Raw genomic sequence first — 26,141 nt, forward strand, 5'->3', positions numbered from 1 at the left:
TTGTCTGATCGTCACTGAGCTGAGATAGAGGCTATGAAAAAACTCGCGAACGTTCATCCTGGCGTGGTGCTCCAGGAGGAATTCCTCACGCCGATGGAAATGAGCCAGAACGCACTCGCGCGCGCCATGAACGTGCCGCCGCGCCGTATCAACGAGATCGTGCATGGCGAGCGCAGCGTCACCGCCGACACCGCACTGCGCCTGTCTTTCGTGTTCGGCACCACGCCGCAATTCTGGATGAACTTGCAGACAGACTACGACCTCGAAGAAGCCGCGAAGCACGTCAACCTCACCGACCTGCGCCGCCTGGCCGCGTGATCCCCGCGCCTGCGGACAACCCATACAGGCAAAAAAACGCCGGCTAAAAGCCGGCGCGTTCAAAGAGAGACAAACTTGTCTGGCCTTTGGGGGCTCAAGCCTCCACGGCCGCTGCCCTGGCGTCTTCTTCCTGCTCCACAGACGAGCGGATCAGGTAGTCGAACGCGCCAAGCGAAGCTTTCGCGCCTTCGCCCACGGCAATCACGATCTGCTTGAACGGCACGGTCGTCACGTCGCCCGCGGCGAACACGCCCGGCACCGAGGTCTGGCCCTTCGCGTCCACTTCGATCTCGCCGTGCTTCGAGAGCGCCACCGTGCCCTTGAGGAATTCGGTATTCGGCACGAGACCGATCTGCACGAACACGCCTTCGAGCTCGACGCGATGCTTCTCGCCCGTGGTGCGCTCGAGATATGCGAGGCCCGTGACCTTCTGGCCGTCGCCGGAAATCTCCGTCGTCTGCGCGTTCACGTGCACCGTGACGTTCGGCAGGCTGCGCAGCTTACGCTGGAGCACTTCGTCCGCACGCAGTTGCGCGCCGAATTCGAGCAGCGTCACATGGCTCACGATGCCCGCGAGGTCGATGGCCGCTTCCACACCCGAGTTGCCCCCGCCGATCACGGCGACGCGCTTGCCCTTGAAGAGCGGGCCGTCGCAGTGCGGGCAGTACGCCACGCCCTTGTTGCGGTATTCCTGCTCGCCCGGCACGTCCACGTTGCGCCAGCGCGCGCCCGTGGCCAGCACCACGCTCTTCGCGCGCAGCGTCGCGCCGCTTTGCGTGCGTACTTCGAAGCCATTGCCCACGGCGGTGAGTGCCTCGGCGCGCTGCAGATTCATGATGTCGACGTCATAGGCGCGCACGTGCTGCTCGAGCGCCGTCGCGAACTTCGGCCCTTCCGTTTCCTTCACCGAGACAAAGTTCTCGATGGACATCGTGTCGAGCACCTGGCCGCCGAAGCGCTCGGCGAGCACGCCGGTGCGAATGCCCTTGCGCGCCGCGTAGATCGCGGCCGCCGCGCCAGCGGGTCCGCCGCCGACGATCAGCATGTCGAAAACGTCCTTCTGGTTCAGCTTTTCGGCGGCACGCGCCGAGGCGCCGGTATCGAGCTTCGCGAGGATCTCTTCGACGCCCATGCGGCCCTGGCCGAACACTTCGCCGTTCAGATAAATGGTCGGCACGGCCATGATCTGGCGCTTCTCGACTTCGTCCTGGAACAGCGCACCGTCGATCGTGACGATCTGCACGTTCGGGTTGAGCGCGGCCATCGCGTTGATCGACTGCACGACTTCCGGGCAGTTCTGGCACGACAGCGACATATAGACTTCGAACGTGAACGCGCCGTCGAGCGCCTTCACCTGTTCGATCACTTCGTTCTCGAGCTTGACCGGGTGGCCGCCCACCTGCAGCAGCGCGAGCACGAGCGACGTGAATTCATGGCCCATCGGAATGCCCGCGAACGTCACCTTGACGTCGGAGTTCGCGCGCTTGATCTCGAACGACGGGGTACGCGCGTCGCCGGCTGCGGCGCCACGGCGTTCCTCGAGCGTGATCCGATCCGAGAGCGAAGCGATGTCCTGCAGCAGTTGCTGCAGTTCTTGCGACTTCTCGCCGTCGTCCAGGTACGCAACGATCTCGATCGACTGCGTGACTTTTTCGAGGTAGCTTTTCAGTTGGGTCTTGAGATTTGCGTCGAGCATGGCGTGTTCCGGCTAGAGAAGAAGCGTTGGAATGCTAATTAATTTTTGCTGTTGCGAAAGCTTTTTGGGCCTTGCAGCGAGGCGTCCGGGCCGCAAGCCGCTAGCGTGCGGCCCGGATATACAGCTCGGTGTGATTCCAGCGTCATGCGTTTCAGGCGAAACGCATTGAATGCGCGACGCTTAGATCTTGCCGACGAGGTCGAGCGACGGCTTGAGCGTTTCAGCGCCCGGCGTCCACTTGGCGGGGCACACTTCGCCCGGGTGAGCCGCAACGTACTGAGCGGCCTGAACCTTGCGCAGCAGTTCCTTGGCGTCACGGCCGATGCCGTTGTCGTGGATTTCGCACAGCTTGATCTCGCCTTGCGGGTTGATCACGAACGTGCCGCGCAGCGCCAGGCCTTCTTCTTCGATCATCACGTCGAAGTTGCGCGTGATCGCGCCGGTCGGGTCGCCGACGAGCGGGTACTGGATCTTGGCGATCGTGTCCGACGTGTCGTGCCAAGCCTTGTGCGTGAAGTGCGTGTCGGTCGACACGCCGTAGATCTCAACGCCCAGCTTCTGGAATTCGGCGTAGTGGTCAGCCAGGTCGCCGAGTTCGGTCGGGCACACGAACGTGAAGTCAGCCGGGTAGAACACAACGACCGACCACTTGCCGAGGAGGTTCTCTTCCGAAACCGGAACGAACTTGCCATTGTGGTAAGCGGTGGCTTTGAACGGCTTGACTTGCGTGTTGATGAGAGACATCAGTTGTTTCCTCGCTCTGGGTTGGAAAAGGTATGGACGAAGGTTACGGGAACCGCGACCATTTGAAAAATTGATTACGTTGATCGCCGAAATAAAGCGGGTCTATCGATCCCCATAGCCATTCCTGATGGGGCCTGCGAAGCCCGCCAGCACGGCGTTCCACGCCCGCGTCTAGCGGCCCGAGCAACCCTCGGGGCGGTGAGCATACAACGAAATTGCGACATTGCGCCTCATCTGCCCGATGCGCGAAGGCTTCATGCCCGCGCATTCGCGCAGCTTGCCGGCCGCACCTCGCCAGCCGCACCTGCTCAGCCTCAGCGGCCGGCCGCGCCGGCAGTCTTCTAGATGCGGGCGCAACCGCCCAATCTCAAGCCCTGGGCACGCATTCCGCAGACTATCCGCGTCAAAGCGCGCCGCCGCGCGCGGTTGCCGCACGGGCAGTCAAGCGCTCGCGCAGAAATTGCGTGAACGCGCGTATGGTCACGGAAGCTTCACGATGCTGCGGATAAAGCACGTGCAGCGCATTGGGCGGCGGAATGTACGGTTCGAGCACCTCGACGAGCAGCCCCGCATCCACCGATCCCGCCACGATGAAGTCGGGCAGATAGCAGATGCCGAGGCCCGCCACGGCCGCATCGCGGAGCACCTCGCCGTTGTTGGCCCGCAGCGGTCCGTGCACCTCGAACGGCGTGCGCACCCCGTCGATCATGAATTCCCATGCGGCGCGCCCCTGCTGCCCGTACGGCAGGCAGGCGTGCTGCGCCAGCTCGTCGGGCGTTTGCGGCGCGCGGTGGCGGCGCCGGTAGCCGGGGCTGCAGCACGGGATCATGCGCACGTCGATGAGCTTCTGGGCGATCAGCGTGGAATCCGCGAGCCGCCCGATGCGCAGCGCCATGTCGAAGCCCTCGCCGATCACGTCGACGTTGCGGTCGCTCAGGTCCATGTCGAAGTGCACGTCGGGGTGCGAGCGCAGGAATTCGGCGACGAGCGGCGAGAGATGCGCCATGCCGAACGACATCGGCGCGCTCACCTTGAGCAGGCCGCGCGGCTCCGAGCGCCGCGCCGACATGGCCTGCTCCGTGTCGGCCACATCGGCGAGGATGCGCCTGGCGCGCTCGTAGAACTCCTGGCCGAGATCCGTCACGGCCAGCTTGCGCGTATTGCGCACGAGCAGGCGCGCGCCCAGATCGGCTTCCAGCGCGGCCACGCGGCGGCTCACGAACTGCTTCGAAAGCCGCAGGCGGTTGGCCGCCGCCGTGAAACTGCCCGCGTCCACGGTGTTCACGAAGATTCGCATGTCGTCGAGTTGCATGGCTATTGTCCACTCATACATGACAGTGAATCGTATTTTACGACGCTTAATCTCATGCTGGTTGACCTAAACTGACGTTCATCGCAGCAGGACATTCATCCACCTACAGGCGGCCAGAGCGAAGCGCTCTGCCCGACAGGAGAAACGAACATGATCGAACTTCGCAAGGCAGATCAACGCGGCCGTGCCGAACATGGCTGGCTCAGCTCGCGCCACACGTTTTCGTTCGCCAACTACTACGATCCGCAGCAGATCGGCTTCTCGGACCTGCTCGTGATCAACGACGACCGCGTCGCCCCGGCGCGCGGCTTCGGCAAGCATCCGCACCGCGACATGGAAATCTTCTCGTACGTGCTGGAAGGCGCGCTCGAGCACAAGGACTCGATGGGCACCGGCTCGGTGATTGTCCCCGGCGACGTGCAGCTGATGAGCGCCGGCACGGGCGTCGCGCACAGCGAGTTCAACCACTCGGCCGAACAGCCGGTGCACTTCCTGCAGATCTGGATTGCGCCGAACGTGAAGGGCGCGCAGCCGCGCTATCTGCAGAAGAATATTCCGGGCGCGGAAAAGCGCGGCAAGCTGCGCCTGATCCTCTCGCCGGACGGCGCCGCCGAGTCGCTCGAGCTGCGCCAGGACGCGCGGGTCTATGCGGGCCTGTTCGACGGTGCGGAAAGCGCGAAGATCGAGATCGGCGCCGATCGCTACGCCTATGTGCACGTGGCACGCGGCAGCGTGAAGGTCAACGGCGTGGAGCTGGGTGAAGGCGACGGCGCGCGGATTCGCTCGGAACGCGAGCTGACCTTCACCGACGGACACGATGCCGAGGTGCTGGTGTTCGAACTGCGTAATATCGAGGTGTCGGAGCTCTGGTCGTAACCGTGGCCCTGGCGTCAACCTTTCATTGAACTGGCGCCGGCGGCCCGACGCGGTCCCGCTGCGAAGCGGGCCGCGCCGCCGACAGGCGCAATAAAGCAAACAAACGACTTAAACGACACATCGGAGAAACAACATGCGATACAACCTCTTCGGCCAGGGCAACGATGTCGCCCTGCTCGTCTCGCGCATCCTGCTGGTCACCCTGTTCGTGATGTTCGGCTGGTCCAAGCTCACCGGATTTTCGGGCACCGTCGACTACATGGCGCACGTGGGCGCGCCCGTGCCCGTGATCTCGGCGATCATTGCCGTCGTCATGGAATTCGTGGTGGGCATTCTGCTCCTCGTGGGCTTCTATACGCGTCCGCTCGCGGTGCTGCTCGCGATCTACACCATCGCCACCGCGCTCATCGGCCACCGCTTCTGGACCATGACCGGCATGGATCAGTACATGAACATGATCAACTTCTACAAGAACGTCAGCATCGCGGGCGGCCTGATCGCGCTCGCCGTGGCGGGTCCGGGCAAGCTCTCGATCGACAGGAAGTAACGCCAGGCGCCCTGGAGGCGCATTACGAAAAAGCGCGATGACCTTCAAGGCATCGCGCTTTTTTGCGTCTTGTTGCGCCGTGCTGGCCGGTTTGCCCGCCATCGCCTGTGACGCATGGCCTATGCCGTATGTCCGAATGTACTTCGATGCGTGCGCATGCGAGGATCAGTCCGGATCCATACACGGTTCGCACGCGCTTCGCCTTGCACGCGCAGCGCCGAACCCAGGCACAGCCAGCCCATGAGGAAACGCCCATGCAAGACCGCCAAGGCGTGAACCGGGAGCGCGCGCAGCGCATCCTGGCACGCGAGCGCGACGCCTTTGTCGCCGCGCGCCCGAAATCGCAAAGCCTCTCCGCACAAGCCGCGCAGCATCTGCTGTTCGGCGTGCCGCTGCACTGGATGAACGACTGGTCCACGCCGTTCTCGCTCTACGTGGATGCGGCGCGCGGCGCGACCTTCACCGACGTGGACGGCCACCGCTACATCGACTTCTGCCTCGGCGACACGGGCGCGATGTTCGGCCATGCGCCGCCTGCCGTCGCGCAGGCGCTCGCGCACCAGGCGCAGCGCGGCTTCACGACGATGCTGCCGGGCGCCGACGCCGTGGCCGTGAGCACGGCGCTCGCGCAGCGCTTCGGCCTGCCGTACTGGCAGTTCGCGATGACCGCGAGCGACGCCAACCGCTTCGCGCTGCGCTGGGCGCGCGCGGCCACCGGGCGCGACAAGATCGTCGTGTTCAACGGCTGCTATCACGGCACCGTGGACGACGTGTTCGTCGATCTCGTCGATGGCCGGCCCACGCAGCGCGCGAGCCTGCTCGGCCAGGTGCACGACCTGCTGCCGCACACGCGCGTGGTGGAATTCAACGACCTCGATGCGCTCGCACGCGCGCTCGCCGACGGCGAAGTAGCCTGCGTGCTCGCCGAGCCCGCCATGACCAACGTGGGCATGGTGCTGCCCGAGCCGGGCTTCTGGCGCGAGGCGCAGGCGCTCATGAAGCGCCACGGCACGCTGCTGCTGATCGACGAGACCCACACGATCAGCAGTGGCCCGTGCGGCTACGCGCGTGAGCACGGCATCGAGCCCGATCTCTTCGTGCTCGGCAAGCCCGTGGGCGGCGGCGTGCCGTGCGCGGTGTACGGCTTTTCCGCCGAACTCGCCGCGCGTGCGCAGAAGGCGAAGCTCGATGCGCCGCCAGGCCACTCGGGCATCGGCACGACGCTCACGGCAAACGCGCTCTCGATGAGCGCGATGCGCGCGACGCTCGACGAAGTCATGACCGACGCGGCCTATGCGCATATGTTCGCGCTCGCCGAGCGCCTCGCGCAGGGCCTCTCGGCCACGATCGCACGCCATGCGCTGCCGTGGTGCGTGACGCGTGTGGGGGCGCGCAGCGAGTTCCAGTTCTGCGCCACGCCGCCGCGCAACGGCAGCGAGGCGCGCGCCGCGATGGATGACGAGCTCGAGCACATCATCCATTTGTATCTGTTGAACCGCGGGGTGCTCATCACGCCGTTCCACAACATGATGCTCGTGTGCCCCGAGACGACCGAAGCCGACGTCGAACGCCTGATCGGCGCGTTCGACGCCTGTCTCGACGAGTTGTGCACCCGATAAATAGAATCGGGCGGTAACGGCATGCGGAATTGCTATGCTTGACGGCCAGACGGCACGGCGCCCGGCCGCCTTTTTATTTTGCCCACAAGCCAGTCACAGCCGATGCAAGACCCGCAAGAAAACCTCTTCGCCTATCTCACCTCGCTGCAGCAGTCCGCGCTCAGTGCGCTCAAGCTCCTGCCGCTCAAGAGCCGCGCCGCACAAGGCGCGTTCATGGCGCTGCGCGCCGTCTGCGGTGCGGGCCTCGCCTATAGCATCGGCCGCGCGCTGCACACCGAGCAGGCGTTCTGGGCGGCGATCACGGCCATCGCCGTCACGCAGCACGATTACGCCGATACGCTCACGCAGTCGCGCGACCAGTTCATCGGCGCGATCGCGGGCGGCATCGTCGGCTTCGCGGCGGCCACGCTCGGGCCGGAAAACATGGCCGCGTACCTCGTGGCGGTGGCCGTGGTGATCGTCGCGTGCTGGTGCCTGCGCGTGAGCACGGCGGCGCGGCTGGGCGCGATCACCACCACCATCGTGCTGCTCGTGCCCAGCCACGGCCCCGTGTGGGACGTGGCGCTCTTTCGGGTGGCGGAGGTGGCCATCGGCATGGCCTGCGCGCTGCCGGTGTGCTGGGGGTTTTCGTATATCGAGCGGCGGTGGCTGCATGTTTAGGGCCGCTTTTGGCGCAGGCATGCACCCGCATCTCGCGCGCCGCTCTCAACCCTCACGAAATAATCCATCTCCCCACACTGCGTAATCAACGGCGCATTAGCGGCGATAATCAGGGCCGCCGTGCGCAATGCTTCCACGAGCCGCGCGCCCGCAGCTTCGGGTGCGGCCAGTGCGCGCGGTTAGCACCGAATCGCCCCGTGGATGCGAAAAACGTGCGAAACTCGTCGCCCCGCGCCATTTCGGGCGCAAGCAACGCATCGCACACCCATCGCACACAGATGAACACGAACAGCCGTCAATCCGTCCCCGCCAGCCCGAACGCTCCCGCGCGCAAGTCCATCTCGCTTCTGCAGATGCTCGCGCTGATCGCCTTCGGCGGCATCGCGGCATCGCTCGTGCTCAGACAGTTCGTCTGAGCGCCGCGCCGCACGGGACGCCCGCTCTACCCCGTTTTCGCTTATGTACAAGAAAGGCGTCGCCCTCGAAATCCAGTTCTCACCTGAGCGCCTGAACGACGGCGCAGGCGATCCCTACTGGATTGACCTCACCGCTGAAGAAGCCGCCGCGCTGCTCGAAACGCTGCAAACGAAGCTTGCCGCGCGCGAGAGCACCTCGGCGCCGCTCCTCGTGGCGCTCGACACACCGCGCGTGCCGTCGGCTGCCGACGGCACGGCCGCCGACGCCTTCGCCAGCCCGGCACCCGCCGACCAGGGCCTCAAGCAATGGGTCTGCGTGATCTGCGGCTGGGTGTACGACGAAGCGGCCGGCGCCCCCGACGACGGCCTCGCACCCGGCACGCGCTGGGCCGACGTGCCCGACGACTGGCGCTGCCCGCTGTGCGACGTGGGCAAGGAAGATTTCGCGCTGGTCGAGTTCTAAAGCGTTTGCCGCGCATGAGCACCTGCATGCGTGCTCATTCACGCGCACGTTATGCGCTCGCCCATTCGCGCCCTGCCTTACGCCCCTTCGCGCCCATTCGGCTCATAGAAAAGCGCAAATAGTTCAGACTGCGAACTAACGCCGAGCTTCGCGTAAATGTGCTTCTTGTGCGCACGCACGGTCTCGAACGAGATTTCGAGCCGCTCGGCAATCGCGCGCGTCGAGAATCCGGAAAGACTCTGGCGCACCACCTCGATCTCGCGCGCCGTGAGCGCCGTGCGGCCGCTTTGCCGCGCCACCGCTTCGAAGCGGCTCGCGTAATCCACGTCTCGTGCGCCCGGCGCGGCCTCGCTCGCCGCGACGGCCTCGGACTGCGGCTCACCCTCAGCAGCTTCCGCCGCTTGCGGCGCGGCAAGCGGCTCATAGGGCAGCCGCTGCCGCATCAACGCCATCACCCATGGCGCGAACATCGCGAACATCGCAATGTCGCGCTCCGTGTAATGGTGCTTTGCACCGAGCGAGATAATCAGCGTGCGGCGCGCATCGAGCGGGAGATTGAACTGCACCTCGTCGCCGATGATGTTGCTCTTGAAATAGCGCTGGTAGTAGTCCGTCATGCGGAAGTTGTCGGGCGCGACTTCGGCGAGCGTGACGAGCCCCGCGCGCGGCCTTTCGCATGCGTTGATATAGAACGGATCGAGCTGGTACATCCCCTCCAGATACGCGCGGAACAAGAGATCCACGGTGCCGTCGGGCATCGGCGACTCGGCGCAGACGAGCGGCGCGCGATCGCGTATGAAGACGAGCGCGACCCAGTTGTCGAAGGCGACGAAGCGCTCGATCACGCGCGTCATGCGGGTCCAGAAATCGGGGCCGTCGAGGGCGTCGATCAGCGTCGCGATATGGTGATGGAATGCGCGGTCCTGCCAGTCGGGTTCCATCGTTCCTCCGGGCAGGGTAACCCTGCAGGGTAATTTCTCTTCAAAAATAACGTGGTGATAATAGCCGCTCCTGAAGCTTGCGCGGCCAATTATCCAGTCCGGCTGCCCGCGAGCCCGAAAATCGAGGCCCATGGAACCCGCACAAGGCGCCATGGGACCGGAGCACGGAGACAAGTATGCAACTCGAACTCGCGCAGATCCCTCTCGTCGACGGCGTTGTCGCGCCCAACCTCGCGCGCACGCTCGACGCCATCGGCAAGCGCCGTGCGGGCACCGACCTGATGGTGTTCCCCGAAGCCACGCTGACCGGCTTTCCCACGCGCGAGAACGTGCGCGACGTGGCCGAGACGCTCTCCGGCCCCTCGCTCAGCGCTGTGCGCGACGCCGCGCGCCAGGCCAGCGTGGCCGTGGCTGTGGGCCTTGCCGAGCGCGACGGCCAGAGTTTCTACAATACGACGGTCCTGATCGACGAGCGCGGCGAAATTGCGCTGCGCTATCGCAAGACGCACCTGTGGGCCACCGACGTGGGCGTGTTCACGCCCGGCGATCGCTTCGAGGTCTGCGAATTCAAGGGCATGACCGTTGGCCTCCTGATCTGCTACGACATCGAGTTTCCCGAGACCGCGCGTGCGCTCGGCATGCTCGGCGCCGAGATGATGGTCGTCACGAACGGCAACATGGATCCGTTCGGCCCCGTGCATCGCCGCGCCATTGTCGCGCGCGCGATGGAGAACCAGGCGTTCGCGGCGCTCGTGAACCGCACGGGCGACGGCGACGACAACCTCACGTTCCCCGGCGAATCCGCGCTGATCAGCCCGTTCGGCGACGTGCTGGCCGAGCTCAAGAGCGAAGACGCGGTCCTGCCCGTCACGGTGGACCGCGCGCTGCTTGCGCAAAGCCGCGAGCACTACAGCTACGTGCACGACGCCCGCATCGCGCTGAATCTCGCTGACGAAAACAACGCGCAAGGGCGCCGCTCGCTCCACATCCGTCCCCGCTCTACCCGCTAACCCGCTGTATCGGCGACGCAGCGCTCGCGAGGGCTGCGCTCGCAGACATAACAACAAAAAAAAGATTGACGCTCACGAGGCGCGCGCTGCCCTGCTGCTGGGGCCGCACGCTCGCGTGCGGGCTTCGCCCGGCCACGCCGCAAGGCAGGCCTTAAAAAGCCCGCGCAGACCAAACCGCAGTATCCAGGAGACAACTGCATCATGAAGCCTTCCTCAACGCCGGCCACAAGCGGCACGAACGGTTCAAGCGGCGCACGCGAACCGCATCTCAAGCGCACGCTCGGCCTGCCCTCCGTGCTTCTGTTCGGCCTCGCCTACATGGCGCCGCTGATCGTCTACGGCACCTACGGCGTGCTCGCCGGCGCAAGCCAGGACACCGCCGCGCTCGCCTATCTCATCGCGCTCATCGCGATCGTGTTCACGGCGCTCAGCTACGGCAAACTCGCGCGCCTGTTCCCGGTGGCGGGTTCCGCCTACACCTACACGCGCAAGAGCTTCAACGCGCATCTGGGCTTCATGATCGGCTGGGCCACGCTGCTCGACTACTTCTTCCTGCCGATGGTGATCTGGCTGATCGGCGCGGCCTACCTGAACGCGGCCTTCCCGCACGTGCCCACGTGGATCTGGATCGTCGCGTTCATCGTGCTCACGAGCGCGCTGAACATTGTCGGCATCGAGCTCGCCGCGCGCTTCAACATCGTGCTGATGATCGTGCAGCTCGGCATTACCGCCATGTTCGTCGTGCTGTGCCTGCACTATGCCGAGGCAGCAGCGGGCCCAGGCGGCCTCATCGCCGCGCAGCCGTTCTTCCAGCCGCACGTGCCGCTGTCGGCCACGATGGCCGGCGCCGCTATCGCCGCGTATTCGTATCTCGGCTTCGACGCCGTTTCCACGCTCACCGAAGAAACCATCGAGCCGGAAAAGAACATCCCGCGCGCCATCGTGCTGATCGCGCTGGTGGGCGGCGCGATCTTCGTGATCGCCGCGTACACGCTGCAGCTCGCGCATCCGGGCGCCGTGTTCAAGGACCCCGATTCGGCCGCGTTCGAAATCGCACGCAAAGTGGGCGGTGACATCTTCGTGACGATCTTCCTTGCCGGCCTGATCCTCGCGCAGTTCGCCTCCGGCATCTCGGCGCAAGCGAGCGTGGGCCGTCTGCTCTACGCGATGGGCCGCGACGAAGTGCTGCCCAAGTCGATCTTCGGCTTCATTCACCCGCGCTTTCGCACGCCCGCCATCAACATCGCGATTGCCGGCGCAGTTGGCCTGATCGCGCTGAAGCTCGACGTGGCCACGTCCACCTCGTTCATCAACTTCGGCGCGTTCCTCGCGTTCACCTCGGTGAACCTCTGCGTGATCCGTCAGTACCTGAGCCGCGCGCCCGGCACGCAAGGCTTCGGCGTGCTCGGCGGCATCGTGTTCCCGCTGCTTGGCGCCATCACCGACATCTGGTTGCTGGTCAGCCTCGAGAAGACCGCGATCGTGCTCGGCGTGATCTGGTTCGTGCTGGGCCTCGCGTATCTCGGCTGGATCACGCGCTGCTTCCGTCGCGCGCCGCCGGAAATGGCTGTGTAAGAAAGACTGCGTGGCGGCAGCCACTCGCGCAGAGAGCGCGAGTGTGAGTCTGAGTGGCCATGCCGCTCTGCTAGCTGCCGCGTACGGTGGGATCGAATCGGGCTTTCGCTTCGCGCGGAAGCCCGATTTTTTTGTACCTGCGAATCGCGTACACACGCGCGAACCGTAATCTCCAGACGCACGGGCGCGTCGCATGTGCCGCGCAACGGCCTGCACGGTTGCGCGATTGCCCGATTGCGGGGTCGGGATGAAACAAGCGTTCGGTCACGCGGACCCGAACCGAACTACAATGCATGCCGTCCTCCGATTTGCAGGCACGTTCGTCGCCTCGTTAGTACGCACCATGCCCCGTTTTTCTAGAGTTGCCCCGTTCCTGCTGATTTCGCTCGCCGCCGCCCTCAGTGCCTGCTCGTCGACCAAACCCGCGTTTCAAGACGACCAGCTGTTGAGCAGCGCCCCGAGCCCGTTCTCGCACGGCTTCAACTACGCCAGCACCGATGCCTGTGAGGCCTCGCGCCGCGCGTTGCTGAGCCAGGGCTACATGACGACGATGACGCACAACGACACCGTCGACGCCACCAAGAACTTCCAGCCGACGATCGACCAGCATATCGTCGTGGAGGTGCATGTGGTCTGCACCCCCGCCGACGCAACGAACACGAGCATGGTGTACGTGAATGCCGTGCAAAACGGCTATGCGCTCAAGAAGAGTGCGACGTCGGCAAGCGTGGGGCTGTCGATTCTCGGGTCGGTCTCGCTGCCGATCCACTCGAACACCGACGAAATGGTGAAGGTCTCGAGCCAGACGATCCAGTCGGACGCGTTCTACAAGCGCTTCTTCGATCTGGTGGGGCGCTATCTGAACACGGTCGCGCGCAGCGAGCCGGTGCCGGGCAGCGGCGATATCAAGTCCACGCCGTTGCCGCCGCCGCTGGAGCCGGACCCGGCGCTGATGAACACGGCGGCCCCGGGCGCTTCCGCGGCGCCTGCGGCAGCGGCCACTGGGGTGGCAGTGCTGCACCCCGCCGTGCCGCCCGCGACGCCCGTGCCAGGTACGCAAACGGCGGTGCCCGCTGCCGCGGCTAGCGGCGTGCACGCAGTCTTCCCGGCGTCGCCGGCCTCGGAGGCGACGCTGCTCACGCCGGTCTTGCCGCCGCCGGCTGCATCGGCACCCGCTGCGGCGACGAGCCCGGCGACGCCCGACGCCGCGAGTGCGCCTGCCGGGGCCAATCGTGCCGCGCAGCCGGGTGCGGCTGCCGTGCCGGCCTCGGGCGCTGCCGCAACTCAAGCGGCTGCACCGGCCTCGGGCGCTTCCACAACTCAAGCGGCTGCACCGGCCCCTGGCGCTGCCGCGGTTCAGGCGGCCGCGCAGCCCGCTGCGGCATCGGCTGCCGCACCCGTCACCATCGCTGCGGCGCCCACGAGCGTTGCGAATTCGGGGACGGCCACTTCCTCGCCGGCACCCGCCGGCGGTACGCAAAACGTCGCGGCGGCCAGCGCGTCGGGAGCGGTCAGCGCGCCCGCCTCGAACGCCGCACCGGCCGCAGCCACGACGCACTAAGTAAGCGCCCACTCTGCGCCCACCCGCGCACACCGATCTGCAGCGCCAGCACACACGGTCCGGATGCCCGCCCGGGCATGCGGTGCATGCCTCACGAGCCAGACGTGCGGCGCGCCTAGCGCAAGCCCGCCATCATCGCACCCATCCCCACCAGCAAACCGCCCATCAGCCGGTTGACCGCGCGCAGGCGCCGAGGCCGCTGAAGCACATGGCGCAACCGGTGCGAGAACAGCGCCATCGACGCCACGCCGCCCGCGAACACCAGCGCGAACGTCGCCGCCAGCACGAGGTACTGCCGGTTCGCGCTCCAGGACGCATCCGCGCTGATGAACTGCGGAAAGAACGACGGAAAGAACAGCAAGGTCTTGGGATTGAGCCCCGAGGTGGCAAACCCGCGCCAGAACAGATCCCGCCGGGAAGTGAGCGCCTGCTCCGCGGGCTCGTTACCGGACTCGCCCCCGAGCGTGCGGCTGCGCCATTGCTTGCAGCCGAGCCAGACGAGATAGGCCGCGCCCACCCAGCGCAGCACCGTGAGTGAGTGCTCACTAATGAGGAGCAGCGAATTCAGGCAGAGGGCAGTGAAGACGAGCTGCAGCAAAACCGCGAGCGTGCCGCCCCAGACGCAAGGCAGCGCGCGGCGCCAGCCGGCGTGCAGCGCGTGGCTCATCGTGAGGACGTTGACGGGACCGGGGGTGTAGACGAGGACCAGCGCGGCGGCGAGAAACGACAAATACAGCTGGAGCGGCATTTCTGGGAGTTCGGGCGAAAACGTGGTGACGGACGGCGCTTGAGGATCAAAAACCGGCAACAAAAAACCGCGCTCGAGGCGCGGTTTCAAATGCCATCTGCCCGATCGGACGTCGCTGGCTGCGTGATGAACGCGCGCAACGCCCGATGGCCGCCGCAGGGTGCAACGGAAACCGGCTCAGACGGTCCACCGCGGCTCGTGGCTGCGGCGGCGCACCCCAGCGCGGGGAGGTGGCCGCGTGGGTCGTGCCGGACAAGAAGGCATGTGGAAAATATACCGGGGATGGGCCGGTAAAGGCTTCCTGTTTTGGGGTAAAAGGCCCCTCATTGCGGAATCTTATTCCGCTAGAATGGCGATTTCCTGTAGAGAATTCCATTCATCATGAGCACCCGCGAACGCCCGCCCAAAACGCTCGACAACCACGACCGCAAGATCCTGCGCGCGCTCCAGCAAAACGCCCGCCTTTCCAACGCCGAGCTGGCCGAGCAGGTGGGCATGTCGACCACGGCGTGCTGGAACCGCACGCGCCAGCTCGAAGCCGACGGCTACATCGACGGCTATGTCGCGCTCGTGAACCAGCGCAAGCTGGGTTTCGCCGATATCGTGATTCTCGAGGTCACGCTCGACCGCCACGAAGACGACGCGCTCGCGCGCTTCGGCGCGGAACTCGCGGCGCTGCCCGAGGTGCTGGAGGCGTATCTCGTCTCCGGCGAATACGACTACTGGATCAAGGTGGCCGTGGACGGCACCGCGGGCTACGAGCGCTTCCTGCGCGAAAAGCTCTATCGCATTTCGAGCATCCGGCACAGCCGCTCGATGTTCGCACTGCGCTGCATGAAGGACGTGGCGTCGATGCAGGTGTGAGCCATGTTGCCTTCCACAGCAATTGCGCCCATCCCGATGCATCGGGCGGCTTGTGTAGGCTACGAGCTGACGACGAGTAAGACAATCTCCCCTTGACGGCGAAAAGGCTCATCGCGGTAGGCTACGTGTTCGCGAAGGCAAATGAACAATCGACAAGGACGGCCCGATTGACTGTCGCTCCTGGAGGAACTGAGGTAGGCGGTCGCGGCACCTCGTAAACATACGCCGGGTTATGACGCAAACGCGTCCGCTTTATACCAAAGTCGCCGCCAGCGGGCGTCTTGGGAGATAGACACCGAATGAAACCAACAAACGATATTCCCTTGCCTGAGGGCGACTATCGCAACACCCTCGGCGACGTGGTCGCACTGCTCGAACAGGGTCGACAGGCCGCGGCGCGCAGCGTCAATACGCTGATGACCGCGACATATTGGCAGATCGGCCGTCGCATCGTCGAATCAGAGCAAGCTGGAAAGAATCGCGCGACGTATGGACATGCGCTCCTCCAGCGCTTGTCCGCCGACCTGACCACAAGGTTCGGACGCGGCTTCGGGGTTGATAACCTCGAACTGATGCGTCTGCTCTTCCAGAACTACCCCCCCGCAGTGATTTCCGAATCGGTGATTGGGAAATCTGTCGCGAATACGCCGGCGAAAAAATCCGAATCACCGATTCGGATTTTTTCGCTCCAGCATCTGGCCGAGGCCTTTCCGCTTTCATGGACACATTACGTCTACCTGCTGAGGCGCACGCGTTCGCCTGAAGAGCGTCGCTTTTACGAAGCCGAGGCCTTGCGCGGTGGTTGGAGCGTGCGCCAGCTGGGTCGGCAGATTGACAGCCAGTTCTACACTCGCACGCTGATGTCTCAAAACAAGCGCGCGATGCTCGAAAAGGGCAGCATCGCGCAGCGTGGCGACATCGTCACGCCCGAAGAAGCAATCAAGGATCCGTACGTTCTCGAATTCCTCGACTTGAAAGACGAATATTCCGAGACGCAGCTCGAGGAAGCACTGATCCACCGGCTCGAAGATTTTCTGCTCGAACTCGGCAGCGACTTCGCATTTGTGGGCCGCCAGCGACGCCTGCGAATCGGTGACAGCTGGTTTCGCGTCGACTTGTTGTTTTTTCATCGGCGCTTGCGATGCCTCGTCATCATCGATCTCAAGCTAACTGAACTCAATCACGCGGATGTGGGCCAGATGCACATGTACTGCAACTACGCAAAGGACCAATGGACGCTTCCGGGTGAAAATCCACCGGTAGGGCTAATACTTTGTGCTCGAACCAATACTGCGGTCGCACGATATGCCCTTGAAGGCCTGCCGAATAAGGTGCTCGCGGCCGAATATCATATGGTCCTTCCAGACGAAGAATTGCTAGCCCGAGAGTTGGCCCGAACGCGCCGCGAATGGGAGGCCCGGCACACCGCCCGCCCAAACTCCCACCGGGTTGGTGACGAAGAGTGAGCACATCGCCAGTTAGTTCGACATCCATATCAAATTTGCCACGCAGCTCACGCATCCGGTGAACGCGCCCCGCTCGCGCGCAGAATCATCTTCACGACCTCTTCAGTCGTAGCCTCGAAGCTCGCAGCGGAAAGCGCGCGCTTGCCCGCGAGCGCGCGAATCTGCGCTTCGAAATCCGCGTAATGCTGCGTGGTCGCCCAGATCATGAAGAGCAACGTCTTCGGCTCCACCGGCGCGAGCAGTCCTTCGCCGATCCAGCGCTCGATCAGTTGCACGCGCGACTCCATCCACGGCTTCACGCGCTTGAGCAAAATGTCCTGCATGTGCGTAGCGCCGCTGATGATCTCGTTCGCCCATACCTTCGAGCCCAGCGGCCGGCGCCGCGAAAGCTCCATCTTCGCGCGCACGTAGCCGCCTATCGCGACGACCGGGTCGTCGCTCGCGTCGAAGGTGTCAGCAGCGGCGTTCCATTCCTCGAACAGATCGTCCAGCACGCGCCAGTAGAGCGCGAGCTTCGTAGGGAAGTAGTAATGCAGGTTCGCCTTGGGCAAGCCGGCACGCTCGGCAATCAGCGCCGTGCTCGCGCCCTCGAAGCCGCGTTCCGCAAAAACCGCCTCCGCGCACGCCAGCAGATGCGTTTCGTTCGACGCGCGGATCGACGCCTTGCGGCGCGGCTTGTGCGTTGCATCAGGGTCGTCGCGCACGTTCGCGGTCGTGCGCATTGCAAGGTTCGCGGCTGGCGTGTTCGTGTCGTCGTCGCGCATGGTGTTCGGTCCGCTCAAGGATGGAAAGGCATCGCGCGCATTGTCCGCCACGCAACACCGGTTTCATTGTAGTCATGGCGTAAGCACAACGTGCGTATGCCCATGACCAGCCTCAGGGTAAACCTGCGTGCCGTGTGTGCGGTTTCACGCACTGCAACATCGATGGCACGCTTTTCGCTCGTAACACCGCATTGAATTCTCGAAGTTTATCGGCTACAACCTGTCCAATCGGACAGGATTCGACTAGCGCAGTTCAACGGCGTGGACCCACCGGCGAGACGCATGCACCTTTGTAGCGCAATGCGCCCCAGACGATGGCACGAATGCTCAACAGGAGAGCACGCATGAACACAGTAAGCGAAGCCGCGCTGACCACCGCGATTCACGTGAATGGTCAGCGTCTCTGGAACAGCCTCATGGAGATGGCGAAGATAGGCGCGACCGCGAAAGGCGGCGTCTGCCGTCTCGCGCTCACCGACCTCGACAAGCAGGGCCGCGACCTCATCGTGAAGTGGGCGAAGGAAGCGGGCTGCACAGTGAGCGTCGATCAGATGGGCAACGTCTTCATGCGCCGCGCGGGCCGCAACAACGACCTGCCGCCGGTGATGACCGGCTCGCACGCCGATTCGCAACCCACGGGCGGCCGCTTCGACGGCATCTACGGCGTGCTTGGCGGCCTGGAAGTGATCCGCTCGCTCAACGATCATGGCATCCAGACCGAGCACCCCATCGAGACGGTGATCTGGACCAACGAGGAAGGCTCGCGTTTCGCGCCCGCCATGGTGGCGTCGGGCGTATTCGCGGGCGTGTTCACGCTCGATTACGGTCTCTCGCGCAAGGACGTGGACGGCAAGACCATCGGCGAAGAGCTGCAGCGCATTGGCTATGCGGGCGAGCTGCCGTGCGGCGGGCGCAAGATTCATGCGGCGTTCGAACTGCACATCGAACAGGGGCCGATACTCGAGGCGGAGCACAAGACCATAGGCGTCGTGACCGATGCGCAAGGCCAGCGCTGGTACGAAGTCGTGCTCACGGGCCAGGAGGCGCACGCGGGCCCCACGCCCATGCCGCGCCGCCGCGACGCGTTGCTCGGCGCCTCGCGCGTGGTGCAGCTAGTCAACGAAATCGGCCTGCGCCATGCGCCGCTCGCATGCGCGACGGTCGGCATGATGCAGGTGCATCCGAACTCGCGCAACGTGATTCCGGGCCGCGTGTTCTTCACCATCGACTTCCGCCATCCGGAAGACGAAGTGCTCGCGAAGATGGACGCCGAGTTGCGCGAAGGCATCGCGAAGATCGCGGAGCAAGGCAAGCTCGAAGCCCAGGTCGAGCAGATTTTCTATTACGCGCCGGTCCCGTTCAACGAGGCTTGCGTGAAGTCCGTGCGCGCGGCGGCGGAGCGCTTCGGCTATTCGAACCGCGACATCGTCTCGGGCGCGGGCCACGACGCGTGCTATCTCGCGACGGTCGCGCCCACTTCGATGGTGTTCGTGCCGTGCATCGACGGCATCAGCCATAACGAAGTCGAAGACGCGACCCAGGAATGGATCGAAGCCGGCGCGAACGTGCTGCTGCACGCGATGCTCGAACGCGCGTGCGAGCCTGGATAACGCATCACGAGCATCACGAGCGGCCATAGAGCCGCGTAGCCAACCCGCAGTTTCCCCACGTACCGGCTGCCGCGCACCGCGCGCAGCCGGTGGACCCGTGTTTTGCCTCGCAAGGAGCATCCGGATGTCCCACTCGAACTCGCGTGCCACGCACGGCATCGCTGCAGGACGCCTTGGCGCAGAGGAACTCGGCTGCAATTTCGCCGATGTCTCGCCGCCCCTTTCCGCCGACGCCGCGGTGGTCGCCGCCGACCGCTGCCATTACTGCTACGACGCGCCTTGCGTCGCGGCTTGCCCCACTGGCATCGATATCCCGAGCTTCATCCGCAAGATCGGCAACGGCAATCTCAAGGGCGCGGCGCGCGATATCCTGAGCGCCAATCCGCTCGGCGGCATGTGCTCGCGCGTATGCCCCACCGAGATCCTCTGCGAAGGCGCCTGCGTGCGAAATCATCAGGATGGCGAACCGGTTCAGATTGGCGCGTTGCAGCGCCATGCGACCGACTTCCAGATGGCGCGCGAGGCTGAAGGCGCAGTGCCGCTCTTCAAGCGCACGAGCGAGACGGGGCGGCACGTGGCCGTGGTCGGCGCCGGTCCTGCGGGGCTCGCGTGCGCGCATACGCTCGCGCTGGCCGGGCACACCGTCACGGTGTTCGACGCGCGCGAGAAGCCCGGCGGGCTCAACGAATATGGCATTGCCGCGTACAAGACCATCGACGATTTCGCCCAGCGCGAAGTCGAGTGGCTGCTCTCCATCGGCGGCATCTCGATCGAAACAGGCAAGCAACTGGGCCGCGATTTCACGCTCGAGGCGCTGCACGAGAACTACGACGCGGTGTTCATCGGCATCGGCCTGAGCGGCACGCAGGCGCTGCGCATCGAAGGCGAAGCGCTCGAAGGCGTGCGCGACGCCGTCGATTTCATTGCAGAACTGCGCGAGGCGCGTGACCTGGCCGCGCTGCCCGTGGGCCGCCGCGTCGTGGTGATCGGCGGCGGCAACACCGCCATCGACGCCACTGTGCAAAGCCGCAAGCTCGGCGCCGAGCACGTCACGCTCGCCTACCGGCGCGGCAGCGCGCAGATGAGCGCCACGTGGGCCGAGCAGGAATTCGCGCGCACCCAGGGCGTCACGATCGTCGAGTGGATGAAGCCGCTTCGGATCATGGGCGCGGGCCGAGTCGAGGCCGTCGAATTCGAGCGCACGGCGCTCGACGCGAACGGCACGCTGCAAGGCACCGGCGAAATCGAGCGCATCGAAGCGGACATGGTGCTCAAGGCGATTGGCCAGAAACTGCTGCCAGCAGGGCTCGAAGCGCTGCAATTGACCGATGGCGGCGTGCGCATCGCCGTGGATGCCGATGGCGCGACCTCGCTCGAAGGCGTCTGGGCAGGCGGCGATTGCGCGGGCCACGGCGCCACCGACCTCACCGTGCAGGCGGTGCAGGACGGCAAGCTCGCCGCGCGCGCGATCGATCGCTATCTCGCCGCGCAGGCGGCGAAAGCGGCTTGAGCCGCGCGAGCACCACGCGTACACCCGATAAAACGAACGCCCCATGCGTTGCATGGGACCGGAGCAAGCACTCGAGCGCTGACTCCGGATCGACAAGGAGCCGCATCATGGCCGATCTACGCTGCACGATTGCCGGTATTGAATCGCCGAACCCGTTCTGGCTCGCTTCCGCGCCGCCCACCGACAAGGCCTACAACGTGAACCGCGCCTTCGAGGCGGGCTGGGGCGGCGTGGTCTGGAAAACACTCGGGCTCGACCCGCACGTGGTGAACGTGAGCTCGCGCTACGGCGCCACCACCTGGCGCGGCCAGCGCATCGCGGGGCTGAACAACATCGAGCTCATCACCGACCGGCCGCTCGACGTGAACCTCAAGGAGATCGCGCAAGTGAAGCGCGACTGGCCCGATCGCGCGCTGATCGTCTCGCTGATGGTGCCGTGCAACGAGCAAGACTGGAAATGGATCCTCCCGCTAGTGGAAGACACCGGCGCCGACGCCGTCGAGCTCAACTTCGGCTGCCCGCACGGCATGAGCGAGCGCGGCATGGGCGCGGCGGTGGGCCAGGTGCCCGAATACATCGAGATGGTCACGCGCTGGGTGAAGGAAGGCACGCGCCTGCCCTGCCTCGTGAAGCTCACGCCCAACGTGACCGACATTCGCCACGGCGCGCGCGCCGCGCACAAAGGCGGCGCGGACGGCGTCTCGCTCATCAACACCATCAACTCGATCGTGGGCGTGGACCTCGACGCCATGGCGCCGCTGCCCACCGTGGACGGCAAGGGCACGCACGGCGGCTATTGTGGCCCGGCCGCGAAGCCGATCGCGCTGCACATGGTGGCCGAGATCGCGCGCGACCCGCAAACCCATGGCCTGCCGATCTCGGGCATCGGCGGCATTTCAGACTGGCGCGACGCGGCCGAATTCATGGTGCTGGGCGCGGGCAGCGTGCAGGTGTGCACCGCGGCCATGCACTACGGATTCCGAATCGTCAACGACATGATCGACGGGCTCTCCAACTGGATGGACGAAAAGGGCTACGCGAACCTCGACGCGATTCGCGGCCGCGCCGTGCAAAACGTCACCGACTGGCAATATCTGAACCTGAACTACGACATCAAGGCCCGCATCGACCAGGACCGCTGCATCCAGTGCGGCCTGTGCCATATCGCCTGCGAGGACACCTCGCACCAGGCCATCACGGCCACGCGCGACGGCAAGCGCCACTTCGAGGTGGTCGATGCGAATTGCGTCGGGTGCAATTTATGCATGCATGTCTGCCCGGTCGACCAATGCATCACGATGGAGCGCGTCGACTCGGGCCGTTACGCGAACTGGACCACGCATCCGAACAATCCGGCGCGCGTAGCCGATCCGAAGGCGGCCTGAACCTCACCATCCCAACCGAAACGAGCAGTCACGGAGAAACCGCACCATGAGCCAGCCAGCAGCAAGCGGTGGTGTAGACAGCGACGCGAGCGCGCGCCGCAGCGCCAGCGAGCTATACAACGACGACCTCGCGCCCACGGGCGCCGCGCAGCGCACGTGGCGCTGGTACCACTTCGGCGCGCTATGGGTGGGCATGGTGATGAACATCGCCTCCTACATGCTCGCGGCCGGGCTCACCGAGCAGGGCATGTCGCCATGGCAGGCCGTGCTCACGGTGCTGCTCGGCAACATGATCGTGCTCGTGCCGATGCTGCTGATCGGCCATGCCGGCGCGAAATACGGCATTCCCTATGCGGTGCTCGTACGCTCGTCGTTCGGCACCCAGGGCGCGAAGCTGCCCGCCATGCTGCGCGCCATCGTGGCGTGCGGCTGGTACGGCATTCAGTCGTGGCTCGGCGGCAGCGCGATCTACACGCTCGCCAACATCCTCACGCACAACGCTTTGGTAGGCGACGCGCTGCCGTTTCTCGGCATCTCGATCGCCCAGGGTGCGTGCTTCCTGATCTTCTGGGCGCTGCAACTCTATTTCATCCTGCACGGCACCGACTCGATCCGCTGGCTCGAAAGCTGGTCCGCGCCCATCAAGGTCGTGATGTGCGTGGCGCTGGTCTGGTGGGCCTGCTCGAAGGCGGGCGGCGTGGGCTCCATGCTCTCGCAGCCCTCACAGTTCGCGGCGGGCGGCAAGAAGGCCGGGCTGTTCTGGGCCACCTTCTGGCCGAGCCTCACCGCGATGGTGGGCTTCTGGGCTACGCTCGCACTCAACATTCCCGACTTCACGCGCTTCGCGAAGACGCAAAAGGACCAGTTCGTGGGCCAGGCGCTGGGCTTGCCGGTGCCGATGGCGCTGCTCTCCGTGGTCTCGGTCGTGGTGACATCGGCCACCGTCGTGATCTACGGCAAGGCGATCTGGGACCCCATCGATCTCACGAGCCGCATGGAAGGCATCGGCGTGGGCATCGCGCTCGTCATCCTCACGCTCGATACCATGTGCTGCAATCTCGCGGCGAACCTGGTCGGCCCCGCCTACGATTTTTCGAGCCTCTGGCCGAAGGGCATCTCGTACAAGGCCGGTGGCCTGATCACGGCCACCATCGCCGTCGTGATGATGCCGTGGAAGATTCTCGCCACCACGCAGGGCTATATCTTCACGTGGCTCGTGGGCTATTCGGCGCTGCTCGGGCCGGTGGCCGGCATTCTCATGGTCGATTACTTCCTCATTCGCGGCACGCGGCTCGACACTGCGCAGCTCTTTGAGGAAAACGGCGAATACGCCTACTCGAACGGCTGGAACCTGGCCGCCGTCATCGCGCTGGTGGCGGGCGTGCTGCCGAATCTGCCGGGCTTTTTGAACGTCGCGTTCCCGAACGCCTTCCCCTCGGTGCCCGACGCGTTCAAGGGACTCTATACGTATGCGTGGTTCGTGGGACTCGCGATCGCGGCCGTCGTCTATGGCGTGCTGATGAAGCTCAGCAAGAGCCGCAGGCCGAGCATCGCGAGTGCATGAGCCAGGGCCTGTTCACGCTAATAACAGGCTCGCGCTGGCCGCCAGAAGGGCCGAGCGCGAGGATTGCGACGAAGCGAATACTCGACGTATTCGTGAGGAACATGACGCGGCGATCGGCCCTTCTGGCGGCCAGCCCGTGGAATGGAAATAGTTAATTGGGGAACGTGTCTTTCCGGCCGCATTGCGGCGTCGCGCGTCGCTTGTTTGGCTCGGCCAAACGGCGCGCCGTGCTCCTTGCACTGCGACCGGAAAGGCACGTTCGTGAGCCTGTTATTAGCGTGAACAGGCCCTGGCCCGGACAGACAACCGAAGGAGACATAGCATCATGGCGATCCTGATTCGAGGCGGCACCGTCGTCGACGCGGACAAGAGCTATCGCGCGGACGTGCTCTGCGAGAACGGCACGATAGCGGCGATTGGCGAGAACCTTGACGCGCCCGCCGGCGCGACCGTGGTGGACGCGGGCGGCCAATACGTGATGCCGGGCGGCATCGATCCGCATACGCACATGGAACTGCCCTTCATGGGCACGACGGCGAGCGACGACTTCTTCAGCGGCACGGCGGCGGGTCTGGCGGGCGGCACGACGTCGATCATCGACTTCGTGATTCCGAGCCCGAAGCAACCGCTCATGGACGCGTTCCGCGAATGGCGCGGCTGGGCCGAGAAAGCCGCCGCCGATTACGGCTTTCACGTGGCGGTCACGTGGTGGGACGAAAGCGTGCACCGCGACATGGGCCTGCTCGTGCAGGACCACGGCGTGTCGAGCTTCAAGCACTTCATGGCGTACAAGAACGCCATCATGGCCGACGACGAGGTCCTCGTGAACAGCTTCGCGCGCTCGCTCGAGCTGGGTGCGCTGCCCACCGTGCACGCCGAAAACGGCGAGCTCGTGTTTCAGCTGCAGCGGCAGTTGCTCGCGCGCGGCTTCACCGGACCGGAGGCGCATCCGCTCTCGCGTCCGCCCGAGGTGGAAGGCGAGGCCGCGAACCGTGCGATCCGCATCGCGCAGGTGCTGGGCGTGCCCGTGTATATCGTGCACGTCTCCGCCAAAGAGGCGCTCGAAGCCATCACGCGGGCGCGCGCCGAAGGCCAGCGCGTGTTCGGCGAGGTGCTCGCGGGCCATCTCGTGATCGACGAGGCCGTGTACCGCGACCCCGACTGGACGCGCGCGGCCGCGCACGTGATGAGCCCGCCGTTCCGTACCAAGGAGCATCGCGACGCGCTCTGGCGCGGTCTGCAAGGCGGCCTGCTGCACACCACGGCAACCGATCACTGCGTGTTCTGCGCCTCGCAGAAAGCGATGGGGCGCAATGATTTCACACGGATTCCTAACGGGTGTGGCGGCGTGGAAGACCGCATGGCCGTGCTATGGGATCAGGGCGTGAACACGGGGCGGCTCACGCCGAACGAGTTCGTGCGCGTGACGTCCACGAACGCGGCGCAGATCTTCAACCTCTATCCGCGCAAGGGCGCGGTGGCCGTGGGCTCGGACGCGGATCTCGTGGTCTGGGATCCGGAGGCCACGCGCACGATCTCGGTGAAGACGCATCATCAGAACGTGGACTTCAATGTGTTCGAAGGCATGACGGTGCGTGGCGTGCCCACGCATACGGTCTCGCAAGGGGAACTCGTGTGGGCGGACGGCGACCTGCGCGCGCGGCGCGGCGCGGGGCGCTATCTGAAGCGGCCCGCGAATCCGGGCTATCTGCAGGCCTCGCGGCTCGCGAAGCAGTTGAAGGAGACGCAGCCGGTGCATCGCGAGGGGGATCAGCCCGCCTGAGCGCCCCGTCGCGACAGCAACGTCAATACTGCACCACGATCGTCACGCGCCGGTTGAGCGCGCGGCTTGCGGGGTCGGTGCCGGCAACCAGCGGAAAGTTGTCGGCCCGGCCTATCGCGGCAAGCCGATGCGGCTCGACGCCCCGCTCGACCAGATAGCGCACGACGGCCCCCGCGCGCGCCGAAGAAAGCTCCCAGTTCGACGCATAGCGCGCGTTCGCGATCGGCGTGCTATCGGTGTGCCCTTCGACGAGGATGTTGCCGTTGGGCACCTGCGCCAGCACGCGCGCGATGCGGCTCAGCACGCCGAACGAATCGGGCAGCAGCGCCGCGTCGCCGGCGTTGAAGAGGATCTTCGCGTTGATGCCGATTTCCACGCCGTGCGCCACCGGCACGATCGTGATCTCGCCGCGCTCGCGCAGCGGGTCGAGCGACGCGAGCAACGCGCTTGCGGCGGCCTGCGGCCTCGCGGCCGGCGCGGAGGCGGCCTGCGCTTGCGCCGCCAGCGACTGCGTACGGATCGCCTGTTCGCTGTGCTTCGCGAGTTGCATCGCGTAGAGCGCGAGGAACAGCACCATCATCGTGGTGATGAGATCCGCGTAGGAGAGCAGCCAGCGGCCGGACTGCTCGCCGCCTTCGTCCTCTTCGCGGTCAAAGGCGCTCAAGAGCATGTCATGCGCCGGCCGGCTTTCGGATGAGATCTTCATGGG

The 26,141-nt window shown here is 65.2% G+C and carries 24 protein-coding genes; 17 read left to right on the forward strand and 7 right to left on the reverse strand.

Going from position 1 to position 26,141, the window contains the following annotated elements:
- Window positions 1-33: 33 nt before the first annotated feature.
- Window positions 34-318 (forward strand): HigA family addiction module antitoxin, encoded by a 285-nt coding sequence (locus BO1_RS19785; protein ID WP_028219036.1) that lies wholly within the window; start codon window positions 34-36, stop codon window positions 316-318.
- A 94-nt stretch (window positions 319-412) separates the two neighbouring features.
- Here the strand turns inward: BO1_RS19785 and ahpF are convergent, their stop codons facing one another.
- From ahpF to BO1_RS19800, 3 genes are all read right to left on the reverse strand, one after another.
- Complete coding sequence (ahpF, locus tag BO1_RS19790; protein WP_028219037.1) at window positions 413-2,014, reverse strand: alkyl hydroperoxide reductase subunit F; 1,602 nt, start codon at window positions 2,012-2,014, stop codon at window positions 413-415.
- 180 nt (window positions 2,015-2,194) lie between these two features.
- The gene (gene ahpC, locus BO1_RS19795) at window positions 2,195-2,758 is read right to left on the reverse strand and encodes an alkyl hydroperoxide reductase subunit C (RefSeq protein ID WP_028219038.1); all 564 of its coding nucleotides are present in this window, start codon (window positions 2,756-2,758) and stop codon (window positions 2,195-2,197) included.
- A gap of 403 nt (window positions 2,759-3,161) precedes the next feature.
- Window positions 3,162-4,070, reverse strand: a complete 909-nt coding sequence (locus tag BO1_RS19800; protein WP_028219039.1) for a LysR family transcriptional regulator — start codon at window positions 4,068-4,070, stop codon at window positions 3,162-3,164.
- Window positions 4,071-4,220: 150 nt separating this feature from the next.
- Between BO1_RS19800 and BO1_RS19805 the strand changes: the two genes are divergently transcribed.
- From BO1_RS19805 to BO1_RS57715, 6 genes are all read left to right on the forward strand, one after another.
- Complete coding sequence (locus BO1_RS19805) at window positions 4,221-4,946, forward strand: pirin family protein (RefSeq protein WP_028219040.1); 726 nt, start codon at window positions 4,221-4,223, stop codon at window positions 4,944-4,946.
- Between the two features lie 133 nt (window positions 4,947-5,079).
- Window positions 5,080-5,493 (forward strand): DoxX family protein, encoded by a 414-nt coding sequence (locus BO1_RS19810; protein ID WP_028219041.1) that lies wholly within the window; start codon window positions 5,080-5,082, stop codon window positions 5,491-5,493.
- Between the two features lie 254 nt (window positions 5,494-5,747).
- Window positions 5,748-7,112 carry an aspartate aminotransferase family protein gene (locus BO1_RS19815; RefSeq protein ID WP_028219042.1) on the forward strand — a complete coding sequence of 455 codons (1,365 nt, stop codon included), beginning with the start codon at window positions 5,748-5,750 and terminating at the stop codon, window positions 7,110-7,112.
- 102 nt (window positions 7,113-7,214) lie between these two features.
- On the forward strand, window positions 7,215-7,772 hold the full coding sequence (locus tag BO1_RS51865) for an FUSC family protein (RefSeq protein WP_052409524.1): 558 nt from the start codon (window positions 7,215-7,217) through the stop codon (window positions 7,770-7,772).
- 278 nt (window positions 7,773-8,050) lie between these two features.
- The gene (locus BO1_RS59310) at window positions 8,051-8,188 is read left to right on the forward strand and encodes a hypothetical protein (protein WP_156992325.1); all 138 of its coding nucleotides are present in this window, start codon (window positions 8,051-8,053) and stop codon (window positions 8,186-8,188) included.
- Window positions 8,189-8,231: 43 nt separating this feature from the next.
- The gene (locus BO1_RS57715; protein ID WP_084688056.1) at window positions 8,232-8,651 is read left to right on the forward strand and encodes a rubredoxin; all 420 of its coding nucleotides are present in this window, start codon (window positions 8,232-8,234) and stop codon (window positions 8,649-8,651) included.
- A gap of 77 nt (window positions 8,652-8,728) precedes the next feature.
- Here the strand turns inward: BO1_RS57715 and BO1_RS19835 are convergent, their stop codons facing one another.
- On the reverse strand, window positions 8,729-9,592 hold the full coding sequence (locus BO1_RS19835) for a helix-turn-helix transcriptional regulator (RefSeq protein ID WP_028219045.1): 864 nt from the start codon (window positions 9,590-9,592) through the stop codon (window positions 8,729-8,731).
- A gap of 176 nt (window positions 9,593-9,768) precedes the next feature.
- On the opposite strand from BO1_RS19835, the gene BO1_RS19840 reads away from it, so the two are divergent.
- From BO1_RS19840 to BO1_RS51875, 3 genes are all read left to right on the forward strand, one after another.
- On the forward strand, window positions 9,769-10,602 hold the full coding sequence (locus BO1_RS19840) for a carbon-nitrogen hydrolase family protein (RefSeq protein ID WP_028219046.1): 834 nt from the start codon (window positions 9,769-9,771) through the stop codon (window positions 10,600-10,602).
- Window positions 10,603-10,803: 201 nt separating this feature from the next.
- A complete protein-coding gene (locus tag BO1_RS19845) occupies window positions 10,804-12,177 on the forward strand; it encodes an APC family permease (RefSeq protein WP_028219047.1) in 1,374 nt (457 codons plus the stop codon).
- A gap of 445 nt (window positions 12,178-12,622) precedes the next feature.
- On the forward strand, window positions 12,623-13,738 hold the full coding sequence (locus BO1_RS51875; RefSeq protein ID WP_245643847.1) for a DUF2242 domain-containing protein: 1,116 nt from the start codon (window positions 12,623-12,625) through the stop codon (window positions 13,736-13,738).
- A gap of 115 nt (window positions 13,739-13,853) precedes the next feature.
- On the opposite strand, the gene BO1_RS19855 is transcribed toward BO1_RS51875, so the two are convergent.
- Window positions 13,854-14,486 carry a LysE family translocator gene (locus BO1_RS19855; RefSeq protein ID WP_028219048.1) on the reverse strand — a complete coding sequence of 211 codons (633 nt, stop codon included), beginning with the start codon at window positions 14,484-14,486 and terminating at the stop codon, window positions 13,854-13,856.
- Window positions 14,487-14,867: 381 nt separating this feature from the next.
- Here BO1_RS19855 and BO1_RS19860 point away from each other — a divergent pair, with 381 nt between their 5' ends.
- The gene (locus tag BO1_RS19860; protein WP_028219049.1) at window positions 14,868-15,350 is read left to right on the forward strand and encodes an Lrp/AsnC family transcriptional regulator; all 483 of its coding nucleotides are present in this window, start codon (window positions 14,868-14,870) and stop codon (window positions 15,348-15,350) included.
- Between the two features lie 299 nt (window positions 15,351-15,649).
- Window positions 15,650-16,816 carry a PDDEXK nuclease domain-containing protein gene (locus BO1_RS19865; RefSeq protein WP_043285524.1) on the forward strand — a complete coding sequence of 389 codons (1,167 nt, stop codon included), beginning with the start codon at window positions 15,650-15,652 and terminating at the stop codon, window positions 16,814-16,816.
- A 47-nt stretch (window positions 16,817-16,863) separates the two neighbouring features.
- Here BO1_RS19865 and BO1_RS19870 read toward each other — a convergent pair whose 3' ends face one another.
- On the reverse strand, window positions 16,864-17,538 hold the full coding sequence (locus BO1_RS19870) for a TetR/AcrR family transcriptional regulator (protein WP_245643849.1): 675 nt from the start codon (window positions 17,536-17,538) through the stop codon (window positions 16,864-16,866).
- 386 nt (window positions 17,539-17,924) lie between these two features.
- Here BO1_RS19870 and BO1_RS19875 point away from each other — a divergent pair, with 386 nt between their 5' ends.
- From BO1_RS19875 to hydA, 5 genes are all read left to right on the forward strand, one after another.
- Window positions 17,925-19,190, forward strand: coding sequence for a Zn-dependent hydrolase (locus BO1_RS19875; RefSeq protein WP_028219052.1), 1,266 nt, complete (start codon window positions 17,925-17,927; stop codon window positions 19,188-19,190).
- Between the two features lie 124 nt (window positions 19,191-19,314).
- Window positions 19,315-20,700: an NAD(P)-dependent oxidoreductase gene (locus BO1_RS19880; protein WP_028219053.1), complete on the forward strand. Its 1,386-nt coding sequence runs from the start codon at window positions 19,315-19,317 to the stop codon at window positions 20,698-20,700.
- 107 nt (window positions 20,701-20,807) lie between these two features.
- The gene (gene preA / locus BO1_RS19885; protein WP_028219054.1) at window positions 20,808-22,085 is read left to right on the forward strand and encodes an NAD-dependent dihydropyrimidine dehydrogenase subunit PreA; all 1,278 of its coding nucleotides are present in this window, start codon (window positions 20,808-20,810) and stop codon (window positions 22,083-22,085) included.
- Window positions 22,086-22,131: 46 nt separating this feature from the next.
- A complete protein-coding gene (locus tag BO1_RS19890) occupies window positions 22,132-23,649 on the forward strand; it encodes an NCS1 family nucleobase:cation symporter-1 (protein WP_028219055.1) in 1,518 nt (505 codons plus the stop codon).
- A gap of 325 nt (window positions 23,650-23,974) precedes the next feature.
- Window positions 23,975-25,432: a dihydropyrimidinase gene (hydA, locus tag BO1_RS19895; RefSeq protein ID WP_028219056.1), complete on the forward strand. Its 1,458-nt coding sequence runs from the start codon at window positions 23,975-23,977 to the stop codon at window positions 25,430-25,432.
- 22 nt (window positions 25,433-25,454) lie between these two features.
- Here the strand turns inward: hydA and BO1_RS19900 are convergent, their stop codons facing one another.
- A complete protein-coding gene (locus BO1_RS19900; RefSeq protein WP_028219057.1) occupies window positions 25,455-26,102 on the reverse strand; it encodes an OmpA/MotB family protein in 648 nt (215 codons plus the stop codon).
- Window positions 26,103-26,141 lie beyond the last annotated feature (39 nt).

Source organism: Paraburkholderia oxyphila NBRC 105797, from assembly GCF_000685075.1.
GTDB lineage: Bacteria > Pseudomonadota > Gammaproteobacteria > Burkholderiales > Burkholderiaceae > Paraburkholderia > Paraburkholderia oxyphila.

Excerpts from the sequence above, each read along its gene's own strand:
- BO1_RS19785 (WP_028219036.1), top strand. The coding sequence starts at position 34 with ATGAAAAAACTCGCGAACGTTCATCCTGGCGTGGTGCTCCAGGAGGAA.
- ahpF (WP_028219037.1), bottom strand. The coding sequence starts at position 2,014 with ATGCTCGACGCAAATCTCAAGACCCAACTGAAAAGCTACCTCGAAAAA.
- ahpC (WP_028219038.1), bottom strand. The coding sequence starts at position 2,758 with ATGTCTCTCATCAACACGCAAGTCAAGCCGTTCAAAGCCACCGCTTAC.
- BO1_RS19800 (WP_028219039.1), bottom strand. The coding sequence starts at position 4,070 with ATGCAACTCGACGACATGCGAATCTTCGTGAACACCGTGGACGCGGGC.
- BO1_RS19805 (WP_028219040.1), top strand. The coding sequence starts at position 4,221 with ATGATCGAACTTCGCAAGGCAGATCAACGCGGCCGTGCCGAACATGGC.
- BO1_RS19810 (WP_028219041.1), top strand. The coding sequence starts at position 5,080 with ATGCGATACAACCTCTTCGGCCAGGGCAACGATGTCGCCCTGCTCGTC.
- BO1_RS19815 (WP_028219042.1), top strand. The coding sequence starts at position 5,748 with ATGCAAGACCGCCAAGGCGTGAACCGGGAGCGCGCGCAGCGCATCCTG.
- BO1_RS51865 (WP_052409524.1), top strand. The coding sequence starts at position 7,215 with ATGCAAGACCCGCAAGAAAACCTCTTCGCCTATCTCACCTCGCTGCAG.
- BO1_RS59310 (WP_156992325.1), top strand. The coding sequence starts at position 8,051 with ATGAACACGAACAGCCGTCAATCCGTCCCCGCCAGCCCGAACGCTCCC.
- BO1_RS57715 (WP_084688056.1), top strand. The coding sequence starts at position 8,232 with ATGTACAAGAAAGGCGTCGCCCTCGAAATCCAGTTCTCACCTGAGCGC.
- BO1_RS19835 (WP_028219045.1), bottom strand. The coding sequence starts at position 9,592 with ATGGAACCCGACTGGCAGGACCGCGCATTCCATCACCATATCGCGACG.
- BO1_RS19840 (WP_028219046.1), top strand. The coding sequence starts at position 9,769 with ATGCAACTCGAACTCGCGCAGATCCCTCTCGTCGACGGCGTTGTCGCG.
- BO1_RS19845 (WP_028219047.1), top strand. The coding sequence starts at position 10,804 with ATGAAGCCTTCCTCAACGCCGGCCACAAGCGGCACGAACGGTTCAAGC.
- BO1_RS19855 (WP_028219048.1), bottom strand. The coding sequence starts at position 14,486 with ATGCCGCTCCAGCTGTATTTGTCGTTTCTCGCCGCCGCGCTGGTCCTC.
- BO1_RS19860 (WP_028219049.1), top strand. The coding sequence starts at position 14,868 with ATGAGCACCCGCGAACGCCCGCCCAAAACGCTCGACAACCACGACCGC.
- BO1_RS19865 (WP_043285524.1), top strand. The coding sequence starts at position 15,650 with ATGAAACCAACAAACGATATTCCCTTGCCTGAGGGCGACTATCGCAAC.
- BO1_RS19870 (WP_245643849.1), bottom strand. The coding sequence starts at position 17,538 with ATGCGCACGACCGCGAACGTGCGCGACGACCCTGATGCAACGCACAAG.
- BO1_RS19875 (WP_028219052.1), top strand. The coding sequence starts at position 17,925 with ATGAACACAGTAAGCGAAGCCGCGCTGACCACCGCGATTCACGTGAAT.
- BO1_RS19880 (WP_028219053.1), top strand. The coding sequence starts at position 19,315 with ATGTCCCACTCGAACTCGCGTGCCACGCACGGCATCGCTGCAGGACGC.
- preA (WP_028219054.1), top strand. The coding sequence starts at position 20,808 with ATGGCCGATCTACGCTGCACGATTGCCGGTATTGAATCGCCGAACCCG.
- BO1_RS19890 (WP_028219055.1), top strand. The coding sequence starts at position 22,132 with ATGAGCCAGCCAGCAGCAAGCGGTGGTGTAGACAGCGACGCGAGCGCG.
- hydA (WP_028219056.1), top strand. The coding sequence starts at position 23,975 with ATGGCGATCCTGATTCGAGGCGGCACCGTCGTCGACGCGGACAAGAGC.
- BO1_RS19900 (WP_028219057.1), bottom strand. The coding sequence starts at position 26,102 with ATGCTCTTGAGCGCCTTTGACCGCGAAGAGGACGAAGGCGGCGAGCAG.